A 26,203-nucleotide genomic window follows, 5' to 3' on the forward strand; every position below is an offset into this window, starting at 1 on the left:
AACTTCAAAATATAGTCACTAAAGCTCAAACTATCGTAATTACAATTCAGTTCATATTACAAATTTTAAAGCTTTTATTGCCAAATTTTAAGCTTCCGTTCCCGAATAACTGAAGCATTGTTCTAGCAACAATAAAGCATCCTCAAGGCTTTACAATAAAGGATTGGCAATATATTTTTAATAAATAAAATGGAACAAAATCGTAAGTCAACGGTTGTAATTACCGGCGCATCCTCAGGGGTTGGTTTGTATGCTGCAAAAGCACTTGCAAAAAGAGGATGGCACGTAGTAATGGCCTGTCGGCATTTAGAAAAGGCTGAAAAAGCTGCACAATCTGTAGGAATGCCCCAGGACAGCTACAGTATAATGCATATCGACTTAGGCTCTTTGGAAAGTGTTCGACAGTTTGTGAATAACTTCAGGGCAAGCGGCAAGTCATTGGATGCTTTGGTGTGTAACGCCGCCATTTATATGCCTTTAATCAAAGAGCCGTTGCGAAGCCCAGAAGGCTACGAGTTGACTGTTACCACCAATCACCTTGGTCATTTTCTCTTATGTAACCTGATGCTTGAGGATCTTAAGAATTCCAATGCCAGCGATCGCCGACTTGTGATTTTGGGAACTGTAACGCACAACCCAGATGAATTGGGTGGAAAAATTCCCCCACGCCCAGATTTAGGAAATTTAGATGGCTTTGCAGCAGGATTTAAGGAGCCAATTTCCATGATTGATGGCAAGAAGTTTGAACCTGTCAAAGCATACAAGGATAGTAAAGTTTGCAATGTACTGACGATGCGGGAATTGCATCGACGCTATCACGAGTCAACTGGTATTGTCTTTAGTTCTCTCTATCCGGGATGTGTTGCAGAAACACCCCTATTTAGAAACCACTATCCTCTGTTTCAAAAACTTTTCCCGTTGTTTCAGAAGTATATTACTGGGGGATACGTATCTCAGGAATTAGCTGGTGAGAGAGTAGCAGCAGTAGTTGCCGCTCCTGAGTACAAGCAATCTGGTGTTTATTGGAGCTGGGGAAATCGCCAGAAGAAAGACGGCAAATCCTTTGTTCAAAGAGTTTCCCCCCAAGCCCGTGATGACGAAAGAGCAGAGCGAATGTGGGAGTTAAGCAACAAATTGGTGGGGCTAGCGTAACCTTTTTAAATGCGATCGCCCTTTGAACTGCTGCTTTAGAGTACTCCCATAGTTAAAGATTGGGAAACTTCTTTAACCCCTCCAACCTCACGCCACTTTGTACTCTGCACTGAAGCCGAAGAAGGCGTGTCTACAAGTCGGGAAACCCTTCCTGGGCAAGTGGCGTGAAATATTCTATCCTATTGCTGCTGAAAATCTCTGATATTGTTCATTACCTGTTGATACAACTGATCGTTATTTTGTTGTTGAAAGATATTTGCAGCTCGCTGTAAGTCAGCAATGGCTCCTTGTTTATCTCCCAGGTTAGCACGGGCATTGCCTCGATTATTGTAAGCGGCGGCAAATCTAGGAGCAAGGCGAATCGCTTGGTCATAATCAGCTATTGCTCCTTGTTGATTACCGATGGCAGCGCGGGCATTTCCCCGATTATTATAGGCAGCAGCATACTGGGGATTGAAGCGAATCGCTTGATCGTAATCGGAAATTGCCCCGTTTCTATCTCCTGTTGCAGCGCGAGCATTGCCCCGATTGTTGTAGGCTTCGGCATAGGTAGTAGCTAGACGAATGGCTTGATTGTAATCTTCAATTGCTCCGTTGATATCTCCTAGTGCAGCACGGGCGTTGCCACGATTATTAAAAAATTCGGCATTGTTGGCATTGAGGCGAATCGCTTGGCTGTAGTCTGAGATTGCTTGCTGCTTGTCTCCAATATCAAAGTGAACAAGTCCGCGACTATTGTAGGCTGGAGCATAATCTGGATTCAGGTTAATTGATCTGGTAAAAGCAGCGATCGCGCCTTGAGAGTCGCCCTGGATATGCTTATACTGTCCTTGGATGTAAAAGTCCGCTGCTTTTGATGGTTTTGATACTGGACGCCTGGGAGGACTAACTCCAATTTCTGTTACTAATACATCATTGTTTTTAGTACAGGAAACCGTTGTGATCGCAATAAATGCAGTTAGCGCAGTTATACTGACTGCCATTGTTGTAAATTTTTGCTCCCATAAACGCAGTTTCATAAATTACAGTCAACAAATATTTTGTCCTGCTATATTGGAATAATTTTTCCAACATTTTGTCATCTTTTATTTAAAGACTGCATTTAAAATATCTAAAATATTTTTAATTTGGGGCAAAATTTACTTATCTTCAACGTCACTTTCAGAAGTTTTCATAGTTAAACGCCAAGCAGTAATTTTCTCTACATCTGCTGACAATTGTTCAAGGTTTTGTCCTAAGTCTTTTTGCAATTTCTGAGTCAGTGTGATCGGAAAATCTAATACAATACCTTCTGTTTGTACTAGCCTAGCTAACTCTACAAATGATACTTTGACAGTTGTTCGATCGTAACTCGTTAGTTTAAAGTCCGAAGTTTCTGATAAATTTTGAGCTTGCATCGCCTGCTTAATTCTTTGTTGCAAATGCTCAAACTCTGAATTCAACAGCTTCCATTGCTGCTCAATCTCCTGGTATCTTGCTGCAAGTGCAATCAAGTCTTCAGTTGCAGGATTAGGATTACTTTGTTTAGTTAGTTCTAGCAAACGCATATGCACCTGAGCTAGATAAATGCAGTCTAGATAAGCATATTCAATTTGTTCTTCAGTGAGAGGACGTTGTCCCCAATCGCTACTTTGTTCTTGTTTGTCGATATACCGAAAGTTACATAGTGTTGAGGCAAGAGTTTTAAGTTGGTAGTCTGATAATGGCAATATATAGTAAGGTATTTTTTTTGCCATTTCTAAAGTACAAGTAATATTTTTTGCTTTTTTATTACCCAGAAATTTTAAATCATAGCTAGCGTTATGAAATACCTTTTCAATCGCAGGGTTAAGCATGATTTGGTCAATAAAGTCAATCACAACATCAGGTTGTTTAAGCACATCTAAAACATGAATGCGATCGCCAGTCATATCTTTGGGATCGTCTAACACCTGAATCAGTGACAGTCTGGGATTGCGACTGTTATAATCGGCGACTTCTGTATCTATCCATAAAGTTGAGGTGTTGGTATATTCAAAAATTAGAGAACGGATTGCATTTGCTGATGTCAGGTAAGGCATAAGAGCAGGTTGTTAGTAGGTAGTAGATAGTAGTTAGTAGGTAGAGACTCGATATATCGAGTCTGGACAAGGATTTTGGCACTAGGCATTATTTTCATCCATTAATCAGCAATGCCATTTATCTTCTAAACCCATCCGTACAGTAGTTAATTTTTACTTGTTAACCACTTCTACTATTCATTACCTACTATCTATAGGACTCATATTTTATTTTTGAAATACGCATAGGGTGTGTTAGCGAAGCGTAACACACCAAGCTTTAGAAGGTGCCTGCGGAAAGAGTCCGTAACGCACCCTACATATACTACTATCTCTCAACTACCCACCATCTACTAACTCTCTTGAATACAAGGTGCTGTTGCCAAAGTTTGTGCTTCTTTTTGAATCAGTTCAATATCTAACGAAGTCCACGTGCGAGGTGCTTGACAGTGATGGGCAACGAGCAATCCCCATAAACCTTTGGGGGTTAAAACTGGTGCAACCAAGTTAGCACGAACCTGCAACTTACGCAGAAAATCTCGATGACAAGTAGCGATCGCTTCTGACTCAATATCGGCGATTCCCCTTACCCTTCCTGCCAAGTACAAAGCAGCATACTCATCATTAAAACAATTATCTGGCCCCGTGGAACCAAGAATAGAAAATTCCTCAGAACTCAATGATTCAAAGGTTACTTGCCCATACCACTGATAGTAAAAGTAATACAAAACTACGCGATTAACCTGGAAACACTCTCTTAAGTGGTTCGTGGTTTGTCTCACTAACTCATCACGCTCCATTGTAACGATCAGGCGATCGAGTACTTTTTGCAATCCCCGCTCGTAAGACTGGGTGAAGCTATTGTTAAATTCCGAGTTGGAATAAGTTGCCACTGCTTTGAGATGAAGGCTAAGTTAAGATTTTCGCATTCCTTATAATATCGTATGCGATCGCTACCAGCATCATGGAAGCTCACTCATCAGTTCAGAAATTATCTGTAGTTTTTCCAATCAAAAATCCATTGTATAGAAGTTTTCTCAGTAGATTTTACGAGGTTGCTTGTTTTTAAAAGAATTATATTGTAACTGCAAATATACTATAAATTTATCTCATAAAATTGTTAATTTTTAATTAAAAACAAGAAGATTTTGAGAAACGAGCAACCAAGCATAAAAATCATATATTTACAGTTTTAAGCTAATTATTTTCATAATTCCATTTTGGAATTGAAAAAACTTAAGTAATTTATATGAAAAATTACAAAATTCTGACACTAGGCTCTGCGGGGGCAGGTACAACAGTATTTCTTGCTCGTTTGTTTACGGAACTATCAACTTAGGGAAAGTATGGTTTTTGTTTGGATGTTGAAGATTTAGATCAACGAAAGCGGCTCAATCATATTGAAAAAATTAAAAAGTATAAGTTTTAGTCAATTTTAACTTCTAATTTAAACTCAGATAAGTATGAAAAAATATAGTATTATGACTCTCGGCCCAAGTGGCTCAGGAAAAACAGTATTTCTAGCGAGTTTGTTTAAGCAATTATCTACTCAAGGTGAATATGGTTTTTTTCTGGATGTAGAAGATTCTCTACAGCGTAAGCTTCTCAATACATACTATACAGAAATTATTACAGGTGAAACTTGGCCAAAAGGAACTCAAGAAATAAAAGATTGGACTTTTACCTGTTGTGTCAAGACTAAAGATTTATCTGTTCATCAAGCGTGTCAATTTATCTACAAAGACTATCCTGGAAAAATGCTTTCAGAGATAGCAGCAGACGAATCAGCTGAATTTAATATTGATTTTCAAAGTGAAATTGATGAAGCAGATGCAGTATTAGCCATTCTAGATGGTCAACAAATTCTTAGTTTATTAAAAGGAAGTGATGATAAATTACTTCAAATTTGGTTACAAAAAGAATTACCAAATATGCTGTATTTAATCCAGAAATGCAAAAAAATACCAGTACATTTTATTATTAGTAAGTGGGATTTAATTGATAATCAAGGTGGATTTGACCTTTCTGACGTTCGGTATCGGTTGCTCAGAAAAGTTCCTGAATTTAAAAATGTTGTCAAACAAAGAAATGATGCAAATTGTCCTGTTAGACTTATTCCCGTTAGTTCTGTCGGCATGAATTTTGCAATCTTCCAAGATGGAGAAATGAAAAAGAGCACTGATACAACTCCGCAACCTTTTCAGGTTGAAGTACCTCTTTCCTGCGTTTTGATAGATGGTTTGCAAATAGAAATTAATCAGATAAAAGCAAAACATCATGAAATTTTACAAAGAAAAACTGAAGTACTTCCCAAGTTTAGCTTTTTAGAACAAGTAAATCAATTTGTTTCTGACACATTTCTAAATTTAGTAGCTACAACAGGACGGCATTTATTACCTGAGAAATACAAATTTGATAATGATACTTTAAATAAGCTGCTAAATATTACAGAAAAAGGTATTCAACAAGTTGAGCAGAAAGTTGAAAAAAGTCGGCAAGAAGTAGCTAAAGCAAAAGCTGAGGCTGCGAGAGAAAGTGAAAAACTACGCCGTCAAAGAGAAGAATCTCTCAGAAAAGTTACGAATGAAGAAACAGCACTAAAGCATATCATTGAGAGCTTTATCGACATTCGCGAAAAACTGCACAGAGACTATCCTGAATCTGATTTAGGAGGAGCAGGAGTATGAGTCTTAAAGCTTGGTCTTTTTTAGTTAGCCGTAACTATTATCTTGATTATCGCACGGTTGTTGCCCCAGATTTTATCTGCAAAGCCCAGATATCTAATTTACTAGCAAGAGCAGCCGATGGAGATTTAACTGAAGAGGGAACAGCTATTTGTCGAAAAATTATCGGTTCTAGGGTTGGGGATTTAACCTTAGTTTTTCAAATCGTTAAAGCGACAAAGGCAGATATTGAAGTTGGTGAAGAAACTGTTATTCTTAGAGATCCATTTGGAAGAGAAATTTATTTAATAACAGGATTGGTATTTAATGAAGCTCTAGATAATCCAGTCGTCACTAACCAAATTATTACAGCAGTACAAAGTCAAGTTAGAGAAGCCTATCGTGAATTTTGGGAATTTACCGATCCTACTCCAGCTAAACCTTCAACTGCTTTTGAAGTAAACGGCTCTATTATCTCTGAACAGCCTGTAATTTTAAAACTAGTAGAATCATTTCTAGCTAATCAATCTTTTTCATCTTCTAAAAGTTGTGAAAAATTAACACTAAAGCAAACTATAAAAGTCGATTTTCCTGTTAGTTCTATTGCCTTTAGTCCAGATGGTAAATTTTTGGTTAGTCGAACAGATGAACAAACTATTCAGCAATGGAATTTAGAGAATATAGACGAGCCGAAAACACTACTACAAGGCCCTTCATCTAACTCCTTGCCGAGTACAATTGTCTTCAGCCCCAATGGAAGCTGTATTGCTAGTGGAACTTATCTAAGTCGCCGAAACTCTGTTTGGCTTTGGAATCATTCCCAGAATCAAGAAGAAAAGCGTCTTTATGAAAAGGCACGCTTAGAACCTGACTTAGAGCCAGGAACAATTCTGACAGTTGCCTTTAGCCCAGATGGACAGTTACTTGTTGGTGGTAGCAAATCTGGAAGTTTGATAATTTGGGATATGTTGTCTTATAAAAGAGTCACTTTGGCTGATAATTTAAGTGAAGTTAAGACAATAGCCTTTACTCCTGGTGGAGAAATTTTAATTAGCGGTGAGAAGGACGGAATTATTAATATCTGGCTTCCCAAAAATCGATTAAAATGTCCGCCATTAGTGACTGATTTAACTCCTATCAACTCTGTTACTTTTAGTTCTGATGGAATGCTGCTAGCTGTTGGTTGTGACGAAAGCTTAGAAATTTGGGATTTCAAAAATCAGAATCATATTCATTCTGCCAAAAATTATAGTGAAATTAATTCAGTTGCCTTTAGCCCTGATAGTCGAGTAATTGCCACCGGGAATAAAGATGGAAAAATAAGCATTTGGGGTCTGAAAAAAGAACGTTATATACTTACAATCTCTGAACATGAAGCGGAAGTAAGAACGGTGGTTTTCAACCCTCAAAAAAATATTTTAGCTAGTTGCAGTCAAGATAAAACTATCAAGCTGTGGCAATACTAGGGACTGGGGACTAGATACTAGGGATTAGGAATTAAGAAATCCTAGTACCGTGTTCCCTAAAATTTTATTTCTAAAGCTGGATAACAAAAGTTGCGAACTGCAGCAATTTGATAATGAAGCTCTGAAGTGAAAGCCGCAGATGACAACTACATCCATGCGTTACTTTGCATTAGCCACTGACTACGATGGTACACTTGCCACAGATGGACAGGTAAATGATGAAACCCTGGAAGCACTAAAATGCCTGCAAACTTCTGCTAGAAAACTGATTTTGGTGACAGGAAGGGAACTAGATGATTTGCAGCAGGCGTTTTCACAATTTGATTGTTTTGATTGTATTGTGGCAGAAAATGGTGCTGTCCTTTATTTCCCTACTTCCCGTCAAGAGAAAATATTGGGTACGCAACCACCTGTAGAATTTATTAAAGCGTTGCAGGAACGCCATGTTGAGCCTCTATCAGTGGGTAAGGTTATTGTCGCTACTTGGCATCCAAATGAAACAACTGTTCTAGAGGTAATCCGCGAGTTGGGATTGGAATTGCAAGTCATCTTTAATAAAGGTGCGGTAATGGTGCTACCTAGTGGTATCAATAAAGCGTCGGGATTGACGGCGGCTTTGGATGAGTTGAAGTTATCGCCACACAATGTTGTTGGTATTGGCGATGCAGAAAACGATCATGCCTTTCTCACTATGTGTGAGTGTTCGGTTGCGGTTGCCAATGCCTTACCAATGGTGAAAGAACGAGTGGATTTTGTCACCGATGGTAGTCGCGGTGCTGGTGTTGTAGAGGTAATTGATAAACTACTTGCCTCAGATTTGGCTGACATTAATAGCCAGTTGCAACGACATAATATTCTGTTGGGAACACGAGAAGATAATTCCGAGGTTAAAATTAAGTCTGATGGCTTAAGTCTATTGCTTGCTGGCACCTCTGGCGGAGGCAAATCCACTTTGGCAACAGCAATGTTAGAACGGATCGCCGAGCAAAAATACCAATTTTGCATTATCGATCCAGAAGGAGATTACGAGAACTTTACCGATGCGGTTGTTTTGGGTGATAGCGATCGCTCGCCACGATTAACAGAAGTATTGAAATTACTTGAACGACCTGATCAAAATGTAATTGTTAATTTACTTGGTATTGCTTTAGGCGATCGTCCGGCGTTTTTTGCAGCATTACTACCGGCTTTGCAAGAATTGCGTTCGCAAACAGGACGTCCCCATTGGATAGTAGTGGATGAAGCACACCATCTTCTGCCTTCATCTTGGAACTCTGCCTCGTTAACTTTACCTCAAAAAATAGACGGCTTGATGCTCATTACTGTGCATCCCGATCAAGTTGCACCTGCTGCTTTATCTTTAGTAGATGCTATCCTCACCGTTGGCAACTCACCAGAACAGAACATTGAGCAATTCTGTACAGTCGTCGGTTACTGTCCGCCACAATTAACACCTCAAACCCTTGAACCAGGAGAAGTTTACGCTTGGTTTCGACAAGATCCCGAACCATTCCGCTTCCGCATTGCCCCTGGAAATACCGAACGCCGCCGTCATGTCCGCAAGTATGCGCAAGGAGAACTGGGACAAGACAAAAGCTTTTATTTTCGAGGAGCAGAAGGTAAATTGAATCTGCGCGCTCAAAACTTGATTTTGTTTACCCAAATCGCAGAAGGTGTAGATGATGAAACTTGGTTGTATCACCTAAGCCAAGGAGATTACTCACGCTGGTTTCGAGAAGCAATTAAGGATGAATCTTTAGCTGAAGAAGTTGCAAATATAGAACAAACTGCTAACGGTTCCGCATCCGAAAGTCGTGCTGCTATCAAAACAGCAATTGAGCAACGTTATACTTTGCCAGCGTAATTAACGTATTTCCGCCCCTTAAAGGCGGAATCCTCAAACAACTTCAAGCCTCTTTATATTAATGAATCCCAGACTGTAAGCGCCACAGACTTGCATAAATCCCATCAAGCGCCAGTAAATCCTCGTGCTTACTCTGCTCTACAATTTCACCATTATCCATCACATATATACAATCACTGTGACGAATTGTGGAAAGACGATGAGCAATAGCTATAGTTGTCCGATTTTGAGTAATCATCGCCAACAACTTCTGAATCGCCGCTTCAGTTTCATTATCAACCGCAGAAGTCGCTTCATCCACAATCAAAATCGGTGGATATTTGAGAATTGCACAATACCATGAAACCGTAGGTTCCCACAGTTAACTGATTATTTGCCACTGCTACACCACCAAAAAACAGCGTGGCGATGAAACCGATGACAACCACAAAGCGAATTGCCGGGAAAAAGGCAGCAGAAAGGGCGATCGCATTTCGATTACTCCGGCGATAGGCTTCACTTTCACAGAGGATACGTTCTCTTTCGTAGGTTTCAGCCGTGAAGCTTTTAATTGTAGCAATTCCTGAGAGGTTATTGGCTAAACGGCTATTGATAAATCCGGCTTTGTCACGCACATCTGCATAACGGGGTGCGAGTCGTTTTTGGAATGCTAATGAACTCCAAAAAATGAAGGGTGTGGGTAAGATTGCTAACAAAGCTACATTAGGGGCGATAAGGATAAATGAACCACCTAGCACCAGCAGCAGCGAGGTACTTGTTAAATCGGACTCGTGCCGAATTATCGCCATCAGATAGTCGTGCGATAATTGAGATAGTTACAATAATCATGACTTATCGGTTTGATGAACTGGGTAGAGTGGAGGTAGAGGCAATGTTAGATATTACACTCAAGGAAACGAGAGTTTATCGGGAAATTAAACAGGAAGGACGGCAAGAAGAAGCTGTTAACTTTGTTACCCGACAGTTGACGAAGCGTTTTGGAGAACTTCCCCAGGAGGTTCGTTCTTTGGTTTTGGGTTTGTCGTTGTCAAGATTGGAAGAGTTAGGTGAAGCATTGCTGGATATTTACCAGTGTGGCTGATTTACAGGCTTGGCTAAAGGCACGAATTGATAATTGATCGCACAGTCTGGTAATACCAATTCTCGAAAATTTGGCAACAGATTCAAATCCTCCAAAGCTAGACTGTATAAAACTTTCGTAATTACGTAATTACGAATTATTTTGTGAGGGTATTTGAGCGAAAGTAGCAGATTGTAAGATTTCAGGAATCTGTTTCCACACTACAGTTCCTTTAGCACTATTAATATATAGTTGCATAAAATCTAGTAAGGCTATGGCACTTTCTTCTGGGGTGAGATTGACGAAGAGATAGGTGGGTTTATCTGGACTAGAGATGGATAGAACACAGCCATGATTGCAAGCTCATAAGCATCCCACTGCTTGAATTTCAATTTCATCATCTGGGAATTTTTCGACGCATAAAGTGTTGATTTTATCAAGTAAAATAGTGCCATCAAAAGGTGGATTTTCTGGTCGTTTTTCAGTGGAACGGTGGCAGGATTTGCAGACGAATAGGGTGTGTTTGAGCATAAGAATTAAGGGGCGTTGACGAGGTATTTAAATAAATCATCAATAACGGCATTCATTGCCAAAACATCAAAAGCATACCAATGGTTAGCATCTACAAGATAAACTCGATTTTGTTGTACTGCTTTTAAGGTGCGCCACAAAGGGGTTTGTTGGAGTTTTTCTAAGGATTCCTTTGCCGCCTTTTTTCCTCTATAAGAAAGAAAAATAACATCTCCATCAAGTTCAGGCAGAAGTTCCTGAGAAATTTGCTCTTTTGTAGTGAAATCTCCCATCTGTATCAGTGGACGCTGTAGTCCGACATCTGACAATACTTGGCTTGTGGGATGTTTTTGTCCGTAAGTGAATATTCCATAGGGTGGATTTATAGTAATGACAGACACTTTTAACTGATATCTTTTATCTCCCAATGCTTGCCTAAGTTTCTCAACCCGTTGCCAGTAAAGTTCTATTAATCGTTGGCTCTCTTGTTCTTTTCCGAATAAATTTGCAATATCTTCTAGGCTTTGCTGCCACGATAGAGGTGGAATTGGTGCATCTACAACAACGGTAGGTGCGATGCTGGACAACTGTTTATGAATTCTCTTTAGTGCTGGTCGTGTATTTGATACAATTAAATCAGGTTTTAATTGTAGGATTTTCTCTACATTTGGCTCATAAAGAGTACCAATATTTTCAAGCTGCTCTTGATCCTTAATATATGCTGGGAAAGGCTCACCTGGTACCCATGCAGATGCAATCGGTTTAATCCCCAACGCCCAAGCACTACCTAAAGAGATAGACATCATGGTTACAATTCGCTGAGGGTTATTAGGGATGCAAGTGTTACCCATTACATCTTGCACGACACGGCAATATTTTATGGATTTATCGTATCTTTTTATACTTAAATTTGAAGTTGGATTACAAGCAGTCACCAGCAACGTTGTGAAAGCAGCCAGCAATAGTAGAGAAATAGAGCGTTTTATAGTTAGCCGCATAAACGTCTAGTCCCTAAAACTGCCATGAAATAGTGCCTTGTACAGTGAACGGATCGCCGTAGAAAACTCGATTGCGATTCTGGGCAGACTCAAAGTAGTCAACATTAAACAAGTTTCTGAAATTAATCCCTGCGCGAAACTGTCCACGTTTGTAGTAAAGTGCAGCATCGGTACGTAAATAGCTGGGTAACTCAAATGTATTAAGCAAATCCCCTTGGCGAGCACCCACATAGAAGAACCCTAAGCCAAAGCCTAGTCCTTGTAAATTACCAGACTGAATTTCGTAGGTTGTCCACAAGTTAAAGCTATGATTAGGAACATTATTGATTTGATTACCCACAGGAAATGTATTATCTTTGGTAATTTTTGCATCGGTTAACGCATAGCCAGCAATTACATTCCATCCAGGCAGAATTTCCCCTGAAACATTGAATTCAATGCCCTTACTGTTCTGTTCACCTGTTTGAATGCTACGAAGTGGATTGTTCGGATCAGCCGTAGGTACATTGGTGCGAGTTAAGTCATAGAATGCCAAAGTTGCCGCTAGTCGGTTACTTAACTCTCCTTTGATACCGACTTCATACTGAGTGCCTCGCTGGGGCAACGGTGCAGCAGCACTGGCCACAGACGTGGTGTAGTTAAATGATTGACCATAGCTGGCATACAAAGAAATTGCTGGAATGGGTTGATAAACAATGCCCACACGGGGGCTAAAAACCTCAGTTTGACCAAAACTGGTACTTGATGTCACTAAATTCTCAAACGTTTGATTGGCAATATCAAACCGTCCACCCAGAAGTACTTTAAAGTTTTCGCCCAGCGTAATTTGATCTTGAACGTATAAACCTAGAGAATCTGCGCGATTTCGGTAGTTGAATGGGCTGGTAGATTCGGTTGGAGTCGCGCCATACACGGGATTGAACAGATCCAGAGGCGCGATCGCTTGACCTGGATTGGTTGCGAATGTGTCTTGCCTGGATAAGTTGAACCCGGTGACAAGTTGATGTTGAATACTGCCAGTAGAGAACTTACCAACAGCATACGTATCTAAATTGTAGATACTATCAGTGTAATACTGGGTGCCAAAGCCTCGGTTGAGAGTACGACCATCAGGGGCTAACGAAGTGCTGAAAACAAGTTCTCTATCTAAGTAAAGCAATGACGTTCGGAAGGCGCTGTTCAGTTGCCAGTTATCGCTGAAACGATGCTCAAAGTTATAACCAATCCGAAACACTCGATTATTACTGTCATCAATATTTGGTTCCCCTATAAAGCGATTGCGAGGAATTTTACCATTTGGATTGGGTAACACAGTTCCTACCGCAGGAAGACCAATATCAAACGGTCCCGTAACTTGTTGGTATTCAGCTTGTAGGGTCAATTTTGTTCGTTCACTCAGTTGCCAACTCAGCACAGGTGATACAACATAACGCTGCTGCTCATAAAAATCAATGAAGCTTTCAGTCGTTTGAGCCGCCGCATTGAAGCGGTATGCGACTGTTCCCTGGGGATTGAGGGGGCCAGACAGATCAATCGCTCCACGATAGAAGTTATAGCTGCCAGCAGACCCTTCGATTGAGTAGTAAGGCTCTCTTAGTGGTTGTTTGGTGACATAGTTGATGATCCCTCCAAGGGAGCCTTGTCCAAACAATACAGAGGCTGGTCCTTTGAGGACTTCGACGCGATCAATGGTGGCAGCATTGAACCCAATCGATTGATTGGTAACATCTAACAGTCCATCAGTTAAAAGGTTGAAAATTGAGTCAAATCCGCGAATTGAAAAGGTGTCAGAAAATGCGCGAGGGGACACAAATCCTGATGCTATTCCCGGCACGTTTTTGATCACATCTCTTAGACGAGCGGCTTGCTGGTCTTCAATCACTTGTCGGGGAACAACCTGAATCGATTGGGGAATATCGCGCAGTGGAGTGTCGGTTTTAGTCGCAGTTGACGAATCTCTGACGCGATAACCATCCTGCTCACCTGTCACCACCAATTCAATTGGCTCATCATCCTGCGCTGTTGGTTCCTCTGGCGGTGTTTCACTCGTTGGCTGCTCACCTTCAGGCTGCTGTGGTGGCTGCATTGCAGTTGCAGCAGGTGTTAAAGCAAAAATCAATCCTTCGTTACTGTCAAATAACTCAACTGTTGGCATAGCTGCAACACCCGCCACTGTCACCCGGATAGTGTTAGCATCTAAATTTGTAACAGTTATCTCAGTAATCCCTTCAACTGGGTTTTGGGAACGAAATGTAAACGCATCGCCATTGGGTAAACGCAATTGAGCATTAGGAATATCAGCGATAAAATTATTCTCAGCACTGCGATTAGTAATTTGCAGTTGTTCACCCTGATTTGTTTGTAAAATCACCTCCACACCTTTATCGGTGGGATTTGCCTTGACTCCTGTAATTATTACAACACCCCCTTGGGAAGGAGGGTTAGTTGGTGACTGAGAAAATAAATCTTTGACACTAGTAGCAGGAAAGTTTATTTCGCTGAGTGTTTGAATTTTCGCGATCGCTGTATCCTGCTTCTTTTCTGACGCCAGTGCCTGTACGGGTTGAGCAAATATACCACCAATGACACCGACTACACTCACCACCAACCAAAGATAAATGTCAAGCGATATTACAAAACACTTGTTTTTATCAGCAAAACGCCAACTTTTCATACCACTCTCTACACCACTAAACAATACTGCTTATTGCGTATATTTCTTAATTGCAATCAAACAGAGTTTAGAGGAATAAATTTAGCCGAGTCTATCCCAAAACCGACAATTTGCTCAATGTTATGAAAAGCTGATTTTTCACTCGACTTTTTTGGGCTGGAAACTAGCTCTGGGTATACTTGTGTGTCGCCAGTGCTAGAATACAGAACAGACTGGCATGGCTGGGGCATAGGTTCATGGTTCAAAGCTTACCTACGTCATTGACATTTGCAGAATTTGTTGCCCAATTTGGTGACGATTTCAAGTATGAGTTGATTGATGGAGAATTGGTTGAAATGGAACCAACTGGGCCCCACGAGCAAGTAACTGGTTTCATCAATCTGCAACTCAATTTAGCGATCGCTCATCTCAATCAGCCTTATTTTATACCTATGAGGTGCTTAATTAAACCTTTGGGTTTGATGTCAGCTTTCAAGCCAGATGTCATTGTTCTAGATCGACCTGCTCTTGAGGCTGAACCCCTGTGGCGACGCGAACCCATCATTACACTGGGTTCATCGGTTAAATTGATAGTTGAGGTGGTGAGTACAAACTGGCAAAACGACTATGCCCGCAAGTTAGATGATTATCAAGCTTTAGGAATTCCAGAATATTGGATTGTTGATTACCTGGGACTGGGAGGGACTTTTTTCATTGGTTCTCCCAAACAACCGACAATCACTATCTGTAACCTCCAAAGCGATCGCTACCAAATGCAAGCATTTCGCGGTCAAGAGTACCTGATGTCTTCCATATTTCCCGATTTGCGCTTAACCGCGCAACAAGTGTTTAGGTCAGCAGAATAAGTAGCTCAATCCTCCGTCTGGTTAGCTATTGCCTCATATCAGCGACTCGGCAAGTTTCTGCACAAAGGCTTGATGTTCTGGTGATATCAGCCCTGTTTGCAGAGTATTCAACACATTGCTCATTCTGCCTTCTAACAAAGCCGTCACCGCTAGCCACAGCTCTGGAAAGGTAGAACTACGAATTATGCCTTCTGCATCCGGCTCGATGAGAACAAATTCTTCAGACTGCAACCGAAACCAACTGAACCGATTTTCAAAGGTTTGCCACACTAGATATTCCTGCACACCATTACGGCGATAAGCATTTTTTTTATCACCCAAATCTATAGCCGCGCTGCTAGTGGCAATTTCGGCAATCAGTTCGGGTGTCCCTTCAATGTAGCCGTCTTCACTCAGGGTAGAAGTGCCACCAGTTTCAATCCGCAGTAGAGCATCCGGTTGGGGTTCATTGTCTAAATCCAGCCGTATGGTTGTGTTATCAGCAACACTCACACCAGGAGTAGCAGCACTGTAAACTCCCAGCCAGGTTACTAATGTAGCATGAGGAACACCATAACAAGCTCTCACAGGCGATGCCACATAAACCACTCCTTCAATGAGTTCGGCTTTAAATTTTTCTGGAGTTGCCTGATAGCGGCGCTCAAACTCAGCGCGAGTGAGGCGATCGCCACTGGCTAAAGCCGGAACGGGTACTGAATGAGCAGATTGAGGCAAAACCATAGGCACTATTTCAGGATTTGATCGAGAAGCTTTACTAGCGCAAAATTCAAGGATGGGGAGTTAATGTTTTCCCCATTTTAGCCTGTGTGAACTGATCCTCCCTAACCTGCTTAGTAAGGAGGAACCGGATTAGAAGTCCCCCTTGGAAAGGGGGATTTAGGGGAATCTCATCCGAGATGTGTATACACCGTAGCACCTTTGCAAGAAGAGGGTTAGGGTGGGGCTAAATACTGATTTAGCAGCCTGTCTAGCTAACGACCCGGACTTTTTCCAGCCAAACACTCACTTGGGGTAATGCCAAACTGCTGCTTAAACCCTGCCGCAAAATGCCCCAGATGGGTGTACCCGACGCGATTTGCTGCTTCTGCAACGGTGCAACTGCCTGCTCTCAAAAATTGTTCAGCGTATTTCATTCGTTGCTGGGTCAGGTAGCCGATGACAGTTGTACCAAACACATCCCGAAAGCCGCGTTGCAGGGTGCGATCGCTCACACCTACCTGTCGGGCTAAGTCAAACAACGATGGTGGATTCTCTAATCGGGATGCTAGCACCTCTCTGGCATGATAAATCCGGGCGATCGTGTCTGATTTGCGCCCCGGTGGCGGATAACAAAGGGTTTGGTCAGACAGGATTGGCTGAAGCTGCAACTCTAGCAGATCAAATACTTTTGTTTGCAAATACAGCCGCCGTGCCGTGCCAAAAAATGGTGCTATCATGATTTGCTGGGCTATTTGCCGCATTCCCAGCGTCACTATTGGGAAGAACGACACCTTCCAGTCATTGCGTTTCAGGAGTAGCTTCAATAGAGTTGCATTTGTGCCTCTCATTCCTGAAAATAATTCCTCCAGCACCTCTGGTAGCAGATGAACCTCAACAAAAATTAATCGCTGCGATCGCTCATATCGTGAGGTATAGGAAGGCGAAATACCGCTACCAGAGAAGTAGCTCCGCTGTCCTCCCAACGTGGGGTACACCTCTTCATCATGGATTGCTCCAGACAAAATAACCAAAGATTGCACCAAATGGTCATGTACTGGTGCTTTGAGCGACCAATCCCAATGAAATTCCCAGTTATATAAACTCAGCCGTACCCCTGGTAATAATTCCATATGGCGACTATAGCCCCGACCCAGACGTTCTGGAACACTCAAAAGTACTTCATAATTATCAAGTATCAAACTGGGATAGCGCAGTTGAGGAGTCTGCTGGCACAGTTCATTCCAGTCCGTTTGGCTGAGAATCAGGGTCATGATGGGGCTAAATTAAGCGTGATGATTGAGATAAATAAGAATAATTGGCAATAATTCTACCACATTGATGTGAGTGAGCCTCTTTCAGAGGAGCTTCGCTAACGCACTTTGCACACGCTACGCGATCGCTCACTCCAACAATTTGCGCCAATTCCAGCATTTATGACGGATTCTCTAAACGGGAGAGTAAAATTTCCCTAGCTTGATGAATCTAAGCGATGGTTTCTAGCTTTAGTTGTGGTGATGCTTGCAGTCAATTCTGACCAACATTGTAGTGTTAACAAGGGCCAATTAAATCTAGTATGTCAGCATGGTATATAAGTTTGCTCATTGCTACCTGCTTAATTTGACCCTGTACTCCAACTTTACCTTACTTTTGCGCTGCCTTCTTAATCACAACGTGACCGACAGAGACTCTCATCCACTCTATCATTGATGGTCTTTTCGGAGGATTGCCAAAAAGTTCATTAGTTATGTCGGGAAATCCACACTCATCTACAAGTTCTTTAACAAATCCAACCATGCCACGCTGATGTGAAGGGAATTCTTTCTTGACAAGTACAATACGCAATTTATTAACCAACTTGCGAAATAAAGTAGTGTTCTGTATAAAAGAAATCTTCAACAAATGATTGAGAAGCTTTTCATACCAGGTAAAATCAACTTGCTGAGGAAAATACTTTTTCCCGTCTGGGTAAATATCCCAGTAACTGCATCCCCAATCTTCAATAAAGTATAAACCACCTGGCTTGAGATAATTCTCAAACAGATGCCAAAAGCTAATCCTTGTAAATTGTCCAATGTGGGATGCGTCATCAACAATCACATCAAAACCGTTCGGCGCAACTTCATCTGCTATCTTGTTCAAGACTTCGCGGTTCTGTTGTTCTCCCTGATAGACTTTAATCCGGTTGGATGGGTCGTTAATCTGTACTGGATGAATATCAAGACCAATTATCTGAGCTTTCGGAAAAAAATCACGCCAGTACAGTAAAGATTTACCTTCAGCTACTCCTAACTCAAGCAGTACAATTTCTTGATCTCTCAAGGGTTTAAGATACTCTTCATAATTTCTTAAGTAATGTTGACAAGCAAGTTTATCAATAGGCATTGCTTTCTCTGTAGCTTTGCTTGTATTCATACTCACCTCAATTAATGTTACTCTGAATGATTTGGTAACTCGAATATTTTGTGGTCTGTGGACTGGAATCTAAATAATGTAAGAATTTCAGCGATTTTGAAAATAGTCTTGCAACCAGTCTGAAGCCATGCACTTGTTTGCAATAGTAATTCCGTGTAAAGGAGGCAGATATAAATTTTCTGTATAACCTTCAGCAAAGCATGTGATTTCTCTATAAAGAAATACCACAGAGCAACTTTAATCAAGCAAAACTTTTTCTTTAGTTGAGTGCCTGTGCCTGAATCTAAATAGCTCCAGAAGATAGTTTAATGGGAAAAAAAGACCTTTAAGGAACATTGAGTATGATTTTTTAGGATTAGGTTCAATTATTCTCTATTTTTCTCATACTAACGCTGAGAGTATTAAAAATAAAACCTGTGTTACTGCAGATAATAGAATAGAAAAGAAGTCTTTTTATAGCTTCCAACTATCAGAAGGTAGAATTTTAGTAACAAATTCTACAGAATAGGATACACAAAAATCTGTATTCAGTCATAGAACGATAACTTCCGGTACGCCTTTGGCGAACGCATCCATAACGCTTGTGAAATTTTTTATGAATTCCCAGATTCGCTATTTAATGTGTCCCCCCGACCACTATGATGTTGATTATGTGATTAATCCCTGGATGGAAGGGAATATTCACAAATCATCGCGCGATCGCGCCGTCGAACAGTGGCATAACCTCCATAAAATTCTTAAAGATCATGCAATTGTAGACTTAGCGCCACCGCAAAAAGGTTGGCCTGACATGGTGTTTACTGCCAACGCTGGTTTGGTACTGGGCGATAACGTAGTTCTCAGTCGTTTTTTACATAAAGAGCGCCAAGGAGAAGAACCTTATTTCAAACAGTGGTTTGAAGAAAATGGTTACAAAGTCTACGAACTACCTAAAGACTTGCCTTTTGAGGGAGCAGGGGACGCGCTGCTGGATCGGGAAGGACGTTGGCTATGGGCGGGATACGGCTTTCGCTCAGAATTAGATTCTCATCCCTACCTCGCAAAATGGCTAGATATTGAAGTGTTATCCTTGCGATTGATAGATGAGCGCTTCTATCACCTCGATACTTGCTTTTGTCCGTTAACAGATGGCTATTTACTTTACTATCCTGCCGCTTTTGATTCCTACTCCAATCGTTTAATTGAAATGCGAGTAGCACCCCAAAAGCGGATCGCTATTGATGAAACTGATGCAGTAAACTTTGCTTGCAACGCGGTGAATGTAGATCGTGTTGTAGTGATGAATAAGGCTAGCGATGCATTGAAAGCACGTCTTACCGAGATTGGTTTCCAGATCCTTGAAACACCACTCACAGAGTTTCTCAAAGCGGGTGGTGCAGCAAAATGTCTAACGCTACGGGTAACAGAACCAGTTAGAGAAGAAGTTCATGCCAACACGCTAGTCGAAAGCCGCATCGTTCGTATGGAAGGACACTTGCTTGATGCTGGCTTAATTAACCGTGCCTTGGACTTGATCGTAGACAATGGCGGCAGTTTCCAAGTATTAAATTTCAACTTGGGAGAACAACGGCAAAGTACTTCCAAAGCGGAAGTGAAGGTGACAGCACCTTCCCATGATGTGATGGAAGAAATTATCTCGCAGTTAATTGACTTGGGGGCAGTAGATTTACCTCAAGATGAGCGAGATGCCAAACTAGAACCAGTTACAATCGCTGGTGTTGCTCCTGATGATTTTTATGTCACTACGATTTATCCCACCGAGGTGCGAATTCGCGGCGAATGGATCAAAGTAGAAAATCAACGTATGGATGGCGCGATCGCTATTTCTCAAACCCCCCAAGGTTTGGTAGCACGGTGTAAATTATTGCGCGATTTAGAAGTTGGCGAGCAAGTAGTTGTAGATGTGCAAGGTATCCGCACCATCCGCAAGACGGAATCGCGAGAAAAACGCAACGCTGAGGAATTCAGCTTTATGTCAGCAGGTGTTTCCAGCGAGCGGCGCGTAGAACTAGTTGTGGAGCAGGTAGCTTGGGAATTACGTAAAATCCGCGATGCAGGTGGTAAAGTAGTTGTCACAGCCGGGCCTGTAGTAATTCACACTGGTGGCGGCGAACACTTGTCGCGACTGATTAGAGAAGGATACGTGCAGGCACTGTTGGGTGGTAACGCGATCGCCGTTCATGATCTCGAACAAGCGGTTATGGGTACTTCCCTTGGTGTGGATATGAAACGGGGTGTGGCAGTACGTGGTGGACACCGCCATCACCTCAAAGTGATTAATACCATTCGACGTTACGGTAGCATTGCCAAAGCTGTCGAAGCTGGGGTAATTCAAAGTGGCGTCATGTATGAGTGCGTCAACAATAACGTGCCTTTCTGCCTTGCCGGCTCGATTCGCGATGATGGGCCTTTACCTGATACTCAGATGGATCTGCTCAAAGCACAAGCAGAATACACCGAACTACTCAAAGGTGCAGAGATGATTTTAATGTTGTCATCAATGCTGCACTCTATTGGTGTAGGAAATATGACACCTGCGGGAGTGAAAATGGTGTGTGTGGATATCAACCCAGCAGTTGTGACGAAGTTAAGCGATCGAGGTTCAGTAGAGTCTTTGGGTGTTGTCACAGATGTGGGATTATTCCTGAGTCTTTTGGTGCAGCAGTTGGATAAATTAACAAGTCCGTATACTGCCAAAGTGAGTTAATTAAGGGTTTTCCCGGCTGCTCGTTGGCTGAGGCTGGAAAACTATTGGCTGAGGCTGGAAAACTAAATGATTGAGAACCCGGACTTCTTTAAAGAAGTCCGGGTTCTAAGTACCTCAATTTTCAAATTTTTCTAAATTATCTCAAATTTAATGACAGCAAAAAATTCACCCTTTTTCTGAGTTACGAGGGTAAATATAAAATGAAAGGAAGAATAATTGGTTTTTTAATTTCCTTATATGAAAAGCTTTTGAGAATTTATAAAAAAATTAACCGAATTCATAATTTTTTATTAGATGTAGCAGAAGCCGAGATTCAAAGAAAAGAAAATCAGAAATCTACTTATCATTGTGTTTATATCCAGTCCCAAAATCAACAATTTAAAATGATTTTAAACTCCCCAGGTTTTGTGGAAGACACAATTATTAGAAGAAAAACATGGGAGCCTTATTTATCATCTGTTATTTGTTTCTTTATGAAAGAAGATGGTGTGTTCTTAGATATAGGAGCGAATATAGGTTATCACAGTTTATATACAGCTGCTTCTTTTAGCAATTCGCAATGCATTTGCTTTGAGCCTCATCCAAAGATTTATAAGCAACTAGTGCAAAATGTACTAGTTAATACTGCACTTAAAAATATTTGCTGCCACAACATTGCTGTCGGTGAGCAAAACGGTGAGATAACTTTTTATGTGCAACGCGATGATTCTTATAACCGAGGATTATCAAGTCTAGCATACAATTATGACTTAGGTGAAAACTGCGATCAAATCAAAGTAAATATCATTCAACTAGATGATTTTATAGATGAAAATCTCAAAAGCAAAATTAGTGTGATCAAAATAGATACACAAGGGTGTGAATATCAAGTATTTTGTGGTGCTTTGGATACTATTAATAAATCAAAACCCATAATAATTTTTGAATTTGAACCTGATTATCACAGTGCAGATTCTGAAGGAGCTTTAAAAAATATATTAGAGAAGATTCCAGATTATAAGATTTTACTGATTGATAGAGATTTACTGGCAATTAGAGAATTTGAAATTTCAGAGGTTTGCAAACATGGTTTTGAGGGTGATTTTATTTGTCTGCCGAAAAATGATTTTGATTTTTATTTGTAAGTATATTATCAAAGTTAAGCGATCGCGCTTTGATAAAATAGCTTGATGTAGTAATTCATCTATTCAAAGTAAAATCACCAACCAAACAGGAAATTATGATTCAAGGAGTAGCTTTCACAAGAGAGTTAGAAATTCGCTGGGTAAGTATTGTTGCAGATATTTTATTAGCAGGGATGGTGGTAGGGCCAATTGCTGCACCCTTTCTAGCAGCATCTGGATTGCCAATTTTACCTACAATTGCGGACATTATTTATTTTATGGGTAGTCATGTTTGCCCACAACCGAACATGGGTGTAGCCTTAGCTGCACCGTTTATTATGGCTGTGTGTATGCGTTGCTATGGTACGGTAACGGGTTTGCTGCTAACTCGTTTACTGTGTGGGATCACAGGCGGTAAAGGATTTTATTGGTTGCATCAATATGGTTGGAGTGGTGTAGCCCTTGCCACTGTCTTGATGATGGCTTATCCATTGGAATTAGCAGCAGAAGTTTTGGGAGTGTGGAGTTTCAATAATTACATTGTTACAGTCTTTGGGTTGATAACGGGTTTGGCGTGGGGCTTGATGACAATGCCGATATTGCACACTCAAGAGATAAAATCGACAACCTTGTTAGCAGATGAAAACTGACTCCATTTTTTACCAGATATTTCAGAATTTCCCTGGTATTTTCTTTGAACTCATTGGTCAACCTGCTGTAACTGGTGCTATTTACGAATTTATTTCAGTGGAAGTTAAACAAACAGCTTTTCGTATAGATGGTTTGTTTCTTCCCGAACCAGGCTTAATTGAACAACCTATCTATTTTCTCGAAATACAGTTCCAGAAAGATAACAGATTATACCAGCGCTTGTTTGCGGAAATATTCCTTTACTTCTCCAGATATGACTGTGGAAATGATTGGCGTGGAGTGGTGATATTTAAGAACAAGAGTCTAGATCCTGGTGTACCATTGCAGTATCGAGGGTTATTGATGAGTCAGCAAGTACAGATTTTGTACTTAGATGAACTAGGAGTAGAGGAATCCCTCGGCGTGGGTGTGGTTAAATTAGTTGTAGAAAATCAGAAAAAAGCAGCTAATTTTGCTAGACAGTTGCTCAACAAAGCTAGGCAAGAAATTGCCGATGAACTCAACAGGCAGCGAATCATTGAATTGATTGAGACAATAGTCTTATACAAGTTTCCACAAATGACTCGCCAGGAGTTAGAAGCTATGTTTGGATTTAAAGAGTTAAAGCAAACAAGATACTTTCAAGAAGTGGCGCAAGAAGCCAGAGAACAAGGAATACAAGAAGGAAGGCAAGAAGGAAGGCAAGAAGGTAAGCTAGAAGCAGTACCCCGCTTGTTAGCATTGGGGCTGTCTGTGGAACAGGTTGCGGAGGCTTTAGGTTTATCAGTTGAGCAAGTGCAACAAAAAGCAGATGAGCAAACTTCTACTTGATGTCGTACTTAGAAGTTTTACTTCCTACGATCGCTCCCGTGTTTCAGCTTGATGACGCAACTCACGGGCGTAAACTTTATTGTTTTCTTGTAGGTCGAACTCACCGCTTTTAATTATTTTCACAAATGAATCAAACCCTCTTCCAAGAGCATCAGCACAGGCAAATTATACCGCATTGACTTTGATGGCAATGCCCACTCTACGATTTGTGATCTAATGATTGCAATGTTAGTACGTCGGGCTGTTATGCCAATACATCGGTCTGTGATATTAATACATCAACCTGTTATGTTAATGCATCAGGCTGTGATATCAATAAGTTGGGTTGTTATGCCAATACATCGGTCTGTGATATTAATATATCAACCTGTGATGTTAATGCATCGGCTTGCGATAGCTAACCAATTCTTGGAGTTTCTTTGCAATGGAATTTGCTTTGCAACTTCCCTTGCCACAACCTGTTAAGTTGATGATGGTATCCTGTCGAGTCAGATTACCGATTACTTGAACAAAACTTCAGTAATTCCACTATAATGCTCAGTTTTAATCTCATGCGATCGCTTCCATCAAGGAAACTCCTTGAGTGCGAACATCTTGCAGTTCAGGGGAATAAGCAGAATATCCATTTTCGTCTTTTTCAATGATGATGTTGACTCGCCCAGACATTTAACTACCTCCTGAGTTTTTATGAGGTTCACCAAAGCAGTGATCGTCTTCTGCTAACATCCATAATCTCAAGTAAAATAAACCCAGTTTACTCTACACTCTTAAACCACTCGACAATACCTTGTGCGATCGCCTTTGCTAATTTCTTCTGTTCTTTCTCATCTGTTACCCACTCAAATTCCCAAGGGTTGCTCATAAAACCTAACTCCAGCAACACTGATGGCGCAGCAGCTGGGCGTGTGAGCGCTAAGTTATTCCAAAACACGCCATAGGATGGACGCTCTAATTTCTCGACAAGATAATTTTGTATAAATACTGCTAAACTGTGCGCTTGGGGATGATACCAAAAAGTTCCCACTCCCTTGGTGTTTTCGGCATCACCACTATCAGGCAGAGAGTTGTAATGTATGGATAAAGCTATAGCTGGTTCTTGTTGATTGATAATTTCTTGACGTTCAACTAGTGACACTTCTCTATCTTCCTCTCGTGTCATCACTACTGTTGCGCCTCGCTTCACCAACTCATCTCGCAGCAACTTTGACACTACCAAATTAACATCTTTTTCCAGAACTCTATTTGGACCTGATGCGCCTGATTCTTTCCCACCATGTCCAGGATCTAATAAAATCTTAATTCCAGATAAAGGTTTACGTTTTGAGTCAGGAATTACTGGTGGGTGACGCAAACTTAAAACCAAACTCGTACCTTCGTATCTGAGCTTATATCCCCACTGCTGGTCATTTTTGAGGTGAAAGGTATATTGTATTTGTCCTGGTGCCACCTGCTGCCAATCGAGACGAGAAATTAAGGGGTTATCATCTAAACGAATAATATCTGTTTGGGCAGTCGTATTGTGGAGGGTGAGGGTAAAAGTGCGATCACCTTGTTGTACGGAAATTGGCACGGGAACTTGCAGAGGAAAAACCATCTCTGTGCGATCGCTCTTGGGGCGATAACCAACACTGCGAATAATTGAGCGCGGGGGAATTGCTCCTGATATAATTGTCGTTTCCTTACTATTAATCCAGCCGCCGTAGTCTAAGCGCAACCATTCTCCTTCCCTTCCTGTGACTGCGGCTTGTGTTCCTTTGGGTAACGGTGTGAGTCGAGAATAATCTGTGCTTGGCCCGGTACGAGCAACACCAGCTTCTGTTGTGACTGCGACAACTTGCGGTTGTGCAGGTGAAAGAATGGTTATTTTTCCGGGGCTTTCCTGAGTTGTTGTTTGACCATTAAGTGTAAGTTGAAACTGAGGTTTACCCAAATTCACATCTTTGGTATTATCCGATAAACTAATACCAAAACTAGTGGTGCAACCCTCGTATTTACCAACAGTGGATTGAGAAGGTTGATTTTTACCTGTCAATGCTGCCAAGTTACTGGGCAACTGAACTTGTTGAAGTTGAGGCGAAAGAGGTATTGTTTGATTACCCAATTTCACAGATACACTGGCATTGGGAGCAGCGATCGCGCTAAAACAAATAAGTTCCCCCGGCAGTCTGGCTATGTCTTTTGCTGGAGTCAGGGAATCTTTAGCAAAGGCTAACCCTTGTGGTACTTCAGGTTGGGTAGCAAGCCTTGTTACTTTAATCTGAACTGTTTGATTTTGGTGACTTACGGTAAAGAGATTTTCTCCCAACTTTAAGGGTAAACTGGGAGCAAAATGACCAGACTGACTGCGGTTTACCGGTTTACCATTGATGAGAACTTGTCCGGTTGGTGGTGCTGTGCCAATGAAAAAAATTTTATCGCTGCTAGTCTGGTAGTTTGCGGGAGGATAAACAACCTGAAGGGATTGCTCTTGTGCCAAAACTACTACAGTAGAAGAAAGTATAGAACCTAATAATACTAATCCTAAAAGTGATCTCACGCCAAAATAAAATA

The 26,203-nt window shown here is 41.1% G+C and carries 20 protein-coding genes and 3 pseudogenes; 11 read left to right on the plus strand and 12 right to left on the minus strand.

Annotation, left to right across the window (positions count from 1 at the left end; all coding sequences use genetic code 11):
* Window positions 1-189: 189 nt before the first annotated feature.
* A complete protein-coding gene (locus QUB80_RS08820; RefSeq protein WP_289789137.1) occupies window positions 190-1,152 on the plus strand; it encodes a protochlorophyllide reductase in 963 nt (320 codons plus the stop codon).
* 179 nt (window positions 1,153-1,331) lie between these two features.
* On the opposite strand, the gene QUB80_RS08825 is transcribed toward QUB80_RS08820, so the two are convergent.
* The 3 genes from QUB80_RS08825 to QUB80_RS08835 all read right to left on the minus strand — a co-directional run bounded on the left by QUB80_RS08825 (window position 1,332) and on the right by QUB80_RS08835 (window position 4,084).
* The gene (locus QUB80_RS08825; RefSeq protein ID WP_289789138.1) at window positions 1,332-2,171 is read right to left on the minus strand and encodes a tetratricopeptide repeat protein; all 840 of its coding nucleotides are present in this window, start codon (window positions 2,169-2,171) and stop codon (window positions 1,332-1,334) included.
* Window positions 2,172-2,291: 120 nt separating this feature from the next.
* The gene (locus tag QUB80_RS08830; RefSeq protein ID WP_289789139.1) at window positions 2,292-3,212 is read right to left on the minus strand and encodes a ribonuclease D; all 921 of its coding nucleotides are present in this window, start codon (window positions 3,210-3,212) and stop codon (window positions 2,292-2,294) included.
* Window positions 3,213-3,544: 332 nt separating this feature from the next.
* The gene (locus QUB80_RS08835; RefSeq protein WP_289789140.1) at window positions 3,545-4,084 is read right to left on the minus strand and encodes a GAF domain-containing protein; all 540 of its coding nucleotides are present in this window, start codon (window positions 4,082-4,084) and stop codon (window positions 3,545-3,547) included.
* Between the two features lie 570 nt (window positions 4,085-4,654).
* Between QUB80_RS08835 and QUB80_RS08840 the strand changes: the two genes are divergently transcribed.
* From QUB80_RS08840 to QUB80_RS08850, 3 genes are all read left to right on the plus strand, one after another.
* A complete protein-coding gene (locus tag QUB80_RS08840) occupies window positions 4,655-5,878 on the plus strand; it encodes a TRAFAC clade GTPase domain-containing protein (protein ID WP_289789141.1) in 1,224 nt (407 codons plus the stop codon).
* Window positions 5,875-7,320 (plus strand): WD40 repeat domain-containing protein, encoded by a 1,446-nt coding sequence (locus tag QUB80_RS08845; protein WP_289789142.1) that lies wholly within the window; start codon window positions 5,875-5,877, stop codon window positions 7,318-7,320. The genes QUB80_RS08840 and QUB80_RS08845 overlap by 4 nt, the downstream gene beginning before the upstream one ends.
* Window positions 7,321-7,459: 139 nt before the next feature.
* Window positions 7,460-9,184: an HAD family hydrolase gene (locus QUB80_RS08850; RefSeq protein ID WP_289789143.1), complete on the plus strand. Its 1,725-nt coding sequence runs from the start codon at window positions 7,460-7,462 to the stop codon at window positions 9,182-9,184.
* A 58-nt stretch (window positions 9,185-9,242) separates the two neighbouring features.
* Here QUB80_RS08850 and QUB80_RS08855 read toward each other — a convergent pair.
* Window positions 9,243-9,927, minus strand: a pseudogene (locus QUB80_RS08855) (ABC transporter transmembrane domain-containing protein); the annotation flags it as partial.
* Here QUB80_RS08855 and QUB80_RS08860 point away from each other — a divergent pair.
* A pseudogene (locus QUB80_RS08860) lies at window positions 9,906-10,001 on the plus strand (hypothetical protein); the annotation flags it as partial. The pseudogenes QUB80_RS08855 and QUB80_RS08860 sit on opposite strands and share 22 nt — an antisense overlap.
* A gap of 9 nt (window positions 10,002-10,010) precedes the next feature.
* On the plus strand, window positions 10,011-10,265 hold the full coding sequence (locus QUB80_RS08865) for a DUF4351 domain-containing protein (protein ID WP_289789472.1): 255 nt from the start codon (window positions 10,011-10,013) through the stop codon (window positions 10,263-10,265).
* A gap of 129 nt (window positions 10,266-10,394) precedes the next feature.
* Here QUB80_RS08865 and QUB80_RS08870 read toward each other — a convergent pair.
* The 3 genes and pseudogenes from QUB80_RS08870 to QUB80_RS08880 all read right to left on the minus strand — a co-directional run bounded on the left by QUB80_RS08870 (window position 10,395) and on the right by QUB80_RS08880 (window position 14,426).
* Window positions 10,395-10,775: pseudogene (locus QUB80_RS08870) on the minus strand (DUF1636 family protein).
* A gap of 5 nt (window positions 10,776-10,780) precedes the next feature.
* Complete coding sequence (locus QUB80_RS08875; protein WP_289789144.1) at window positions 10,781-11,752, minus strand: iron-siderophore ABC transporter substrate-binding protein; 972 nt, start codon at window positions 11,750-11,752, stop codon at window positions 10,781-10,783.
* A gap of 13 nt (window positions 11,753-11,765) precedes the next feature.
* A complete protein-coding gene (locus tag QUB80_RS08880) occupies window positions 11,766-14,426 on the minus strand; it encodes a TonB-dependent siderophore receptor (protein ID WP_289789145.1) in 2,661 nt (886 codons plus the stop codon).
* A gap of 236 nt (window positions 14,427-14,662) precedes the next feature.
* Here QUB80_RS08880 and QUB80_RS08885 point away from each other — a divergent pair, with 236 nt between their 5' ends.
* On the plus strand, window positions 14,663-15,271 hold the full coding sequence (locus QUB80_RS08885; protein WP_289789146.1) for a Uma2 family endonuclease: 609 nt from the start codon (window positions 14,663-14,665) through the stop codon (window positions 15,269-15,271).
* Window positions 15,272-15,304: 33 nt separating this feature from the next.
* Here QUB80_RS08885 and QUB80_RS08890 read toward each other — a convergent pair whose 3' ends face one another.
* From QUB80_RS08890 to QUB80_RS08900, 3 genes are all read right to left on the minus strand, one after another.
* Entirely contained in the window at window positions 15,305-15,991 is a 687-nt protein-coding gene (locus tag QUB80_RS08890; protein WP_289789147.1) for a Uma2 family endonuclease, read from the minus strand.
* 251 nt (window positions 15,992-16,242) lie between these two features.
* Entirely contained in the window at window positions 16,243-17,241 is a 999-nt protein-coding gene (locus QUB80_RS08895) for a helix-turn-helix transcriptional regulator (RefSeq protein ID WP_289789148.1), read from the minus strand.
* Window positions 17,242-17,611: 370 nt separating this feature from the next.
* On the minus strand, window positions 17,612-18,382 hold the full coding sequence (locus QUB80_RS08900) for a class I SAM-dependent methyltransferase (protein WP_289789149.1): 771 nt from the start codon (window positions 18,380-18,382) through the stop codon (window positions 17,612-17,614).
* Window positions 18,383-18,977: 595 nt separating this feature from the next.
* On the opposite strand from QUB80_RS08900, the gene argZ reads away from it, so the two are divergent.
* The 4 genes from argZ to QUB80_RS08920 all read left to right on the plus strand — a co-directional run bounded on the left by argZ (window position 18,978) and on the right by QUB80_RS08920 (window position 23,653).
* Window positions 18,978-21,089: a bifunctional arginine dihydrolase/ornithine cyclodeaminase gene (gene argZ / locus QUB80_RS08905; protein ID WP_289789150.1), complete on the plus strand. Its 2,112-nt coding sequence runs from the start codon at window positions 18,978-18,980 to the stop codon at window positions 21,087-21,089.
* Between the two features lie 200 nt (window positions 21,090-21,289).
* Window positions 21,290-22,213 (plus strand): FkbM family methyltransferase, encoded by a 924-nt coding sequence (locus tag QUB80_RS08910; RefSeq protein WP_289789151.1) that lies wholly within the window; start codon window positions 21,290-21,292, stop codon window positions 22,211-22,213.
* 95 nt (window positions 22,214-22,308) lie between these two features.
* Window positions 22,309-22,842: a DUF2085 domain-containing protein gene (locus QUB80_RS08915; RefSeq protein ID WP_289789152.1), complete on the plus strand. Its 534-nt coding sequence runs from the start codon at window positions 22,309-22,311 to the stop codon at window positions 22,840-22,842.
* Window positions 22,832-23,653, plus strand: coding sequence for an Rpn family recombination-promoting nuclease/putative transposase (locus tag QUB80_RS08920; protein ID WP_289789153.1), 822 nt, complete (start codon window positions 22,832-22,834; stop codon window positions 23,651-23,653). The genes QUB80_RS08915 and QUB80_RS08920 overlap by 11 nt, the downstream gene beginning before the upstream one ends.
* 549 nt (window positions 23,654-24,202) lie before the next feature.
* On the opposite strand, the gene QUB80_RS35210 is transcribed toward QUB80_RS08920, so the two are convergent.
* A complete protein-coding gene (locus QUB80_RS35210) occupies window positions 24,203-24,319 on the minus strand; it encodes a type II toxin-antitoxin system HicB family antitoxin (protein ID WP_502875287.1) in 117 nt (38 codons plus the stop codon).
* Between the two features lie 88 nt (window positions 24,320-24,407).
* Entirely contained in the window at window positions 24,408-26,189 is a 1,782-nt protein-coding gene (locus QUB80_RS08925; RefSeq protein WP_289789154.1) for an N-acetylmuramoyl-L-alanine amidase family protein, read from the minus strand.
* Window positions 26,190-26,203 lie beyond the last annotated feature (14 nt).

The organism is Chlorogloeopsis sp. ULAP01 (assembly GCF_030381805.1).
GTDB lineage: Bacteria > Cyanobacteriota > Cyanobacteriia > Cyanobacteriales > Nostocaceae > Chlorogloeopsis.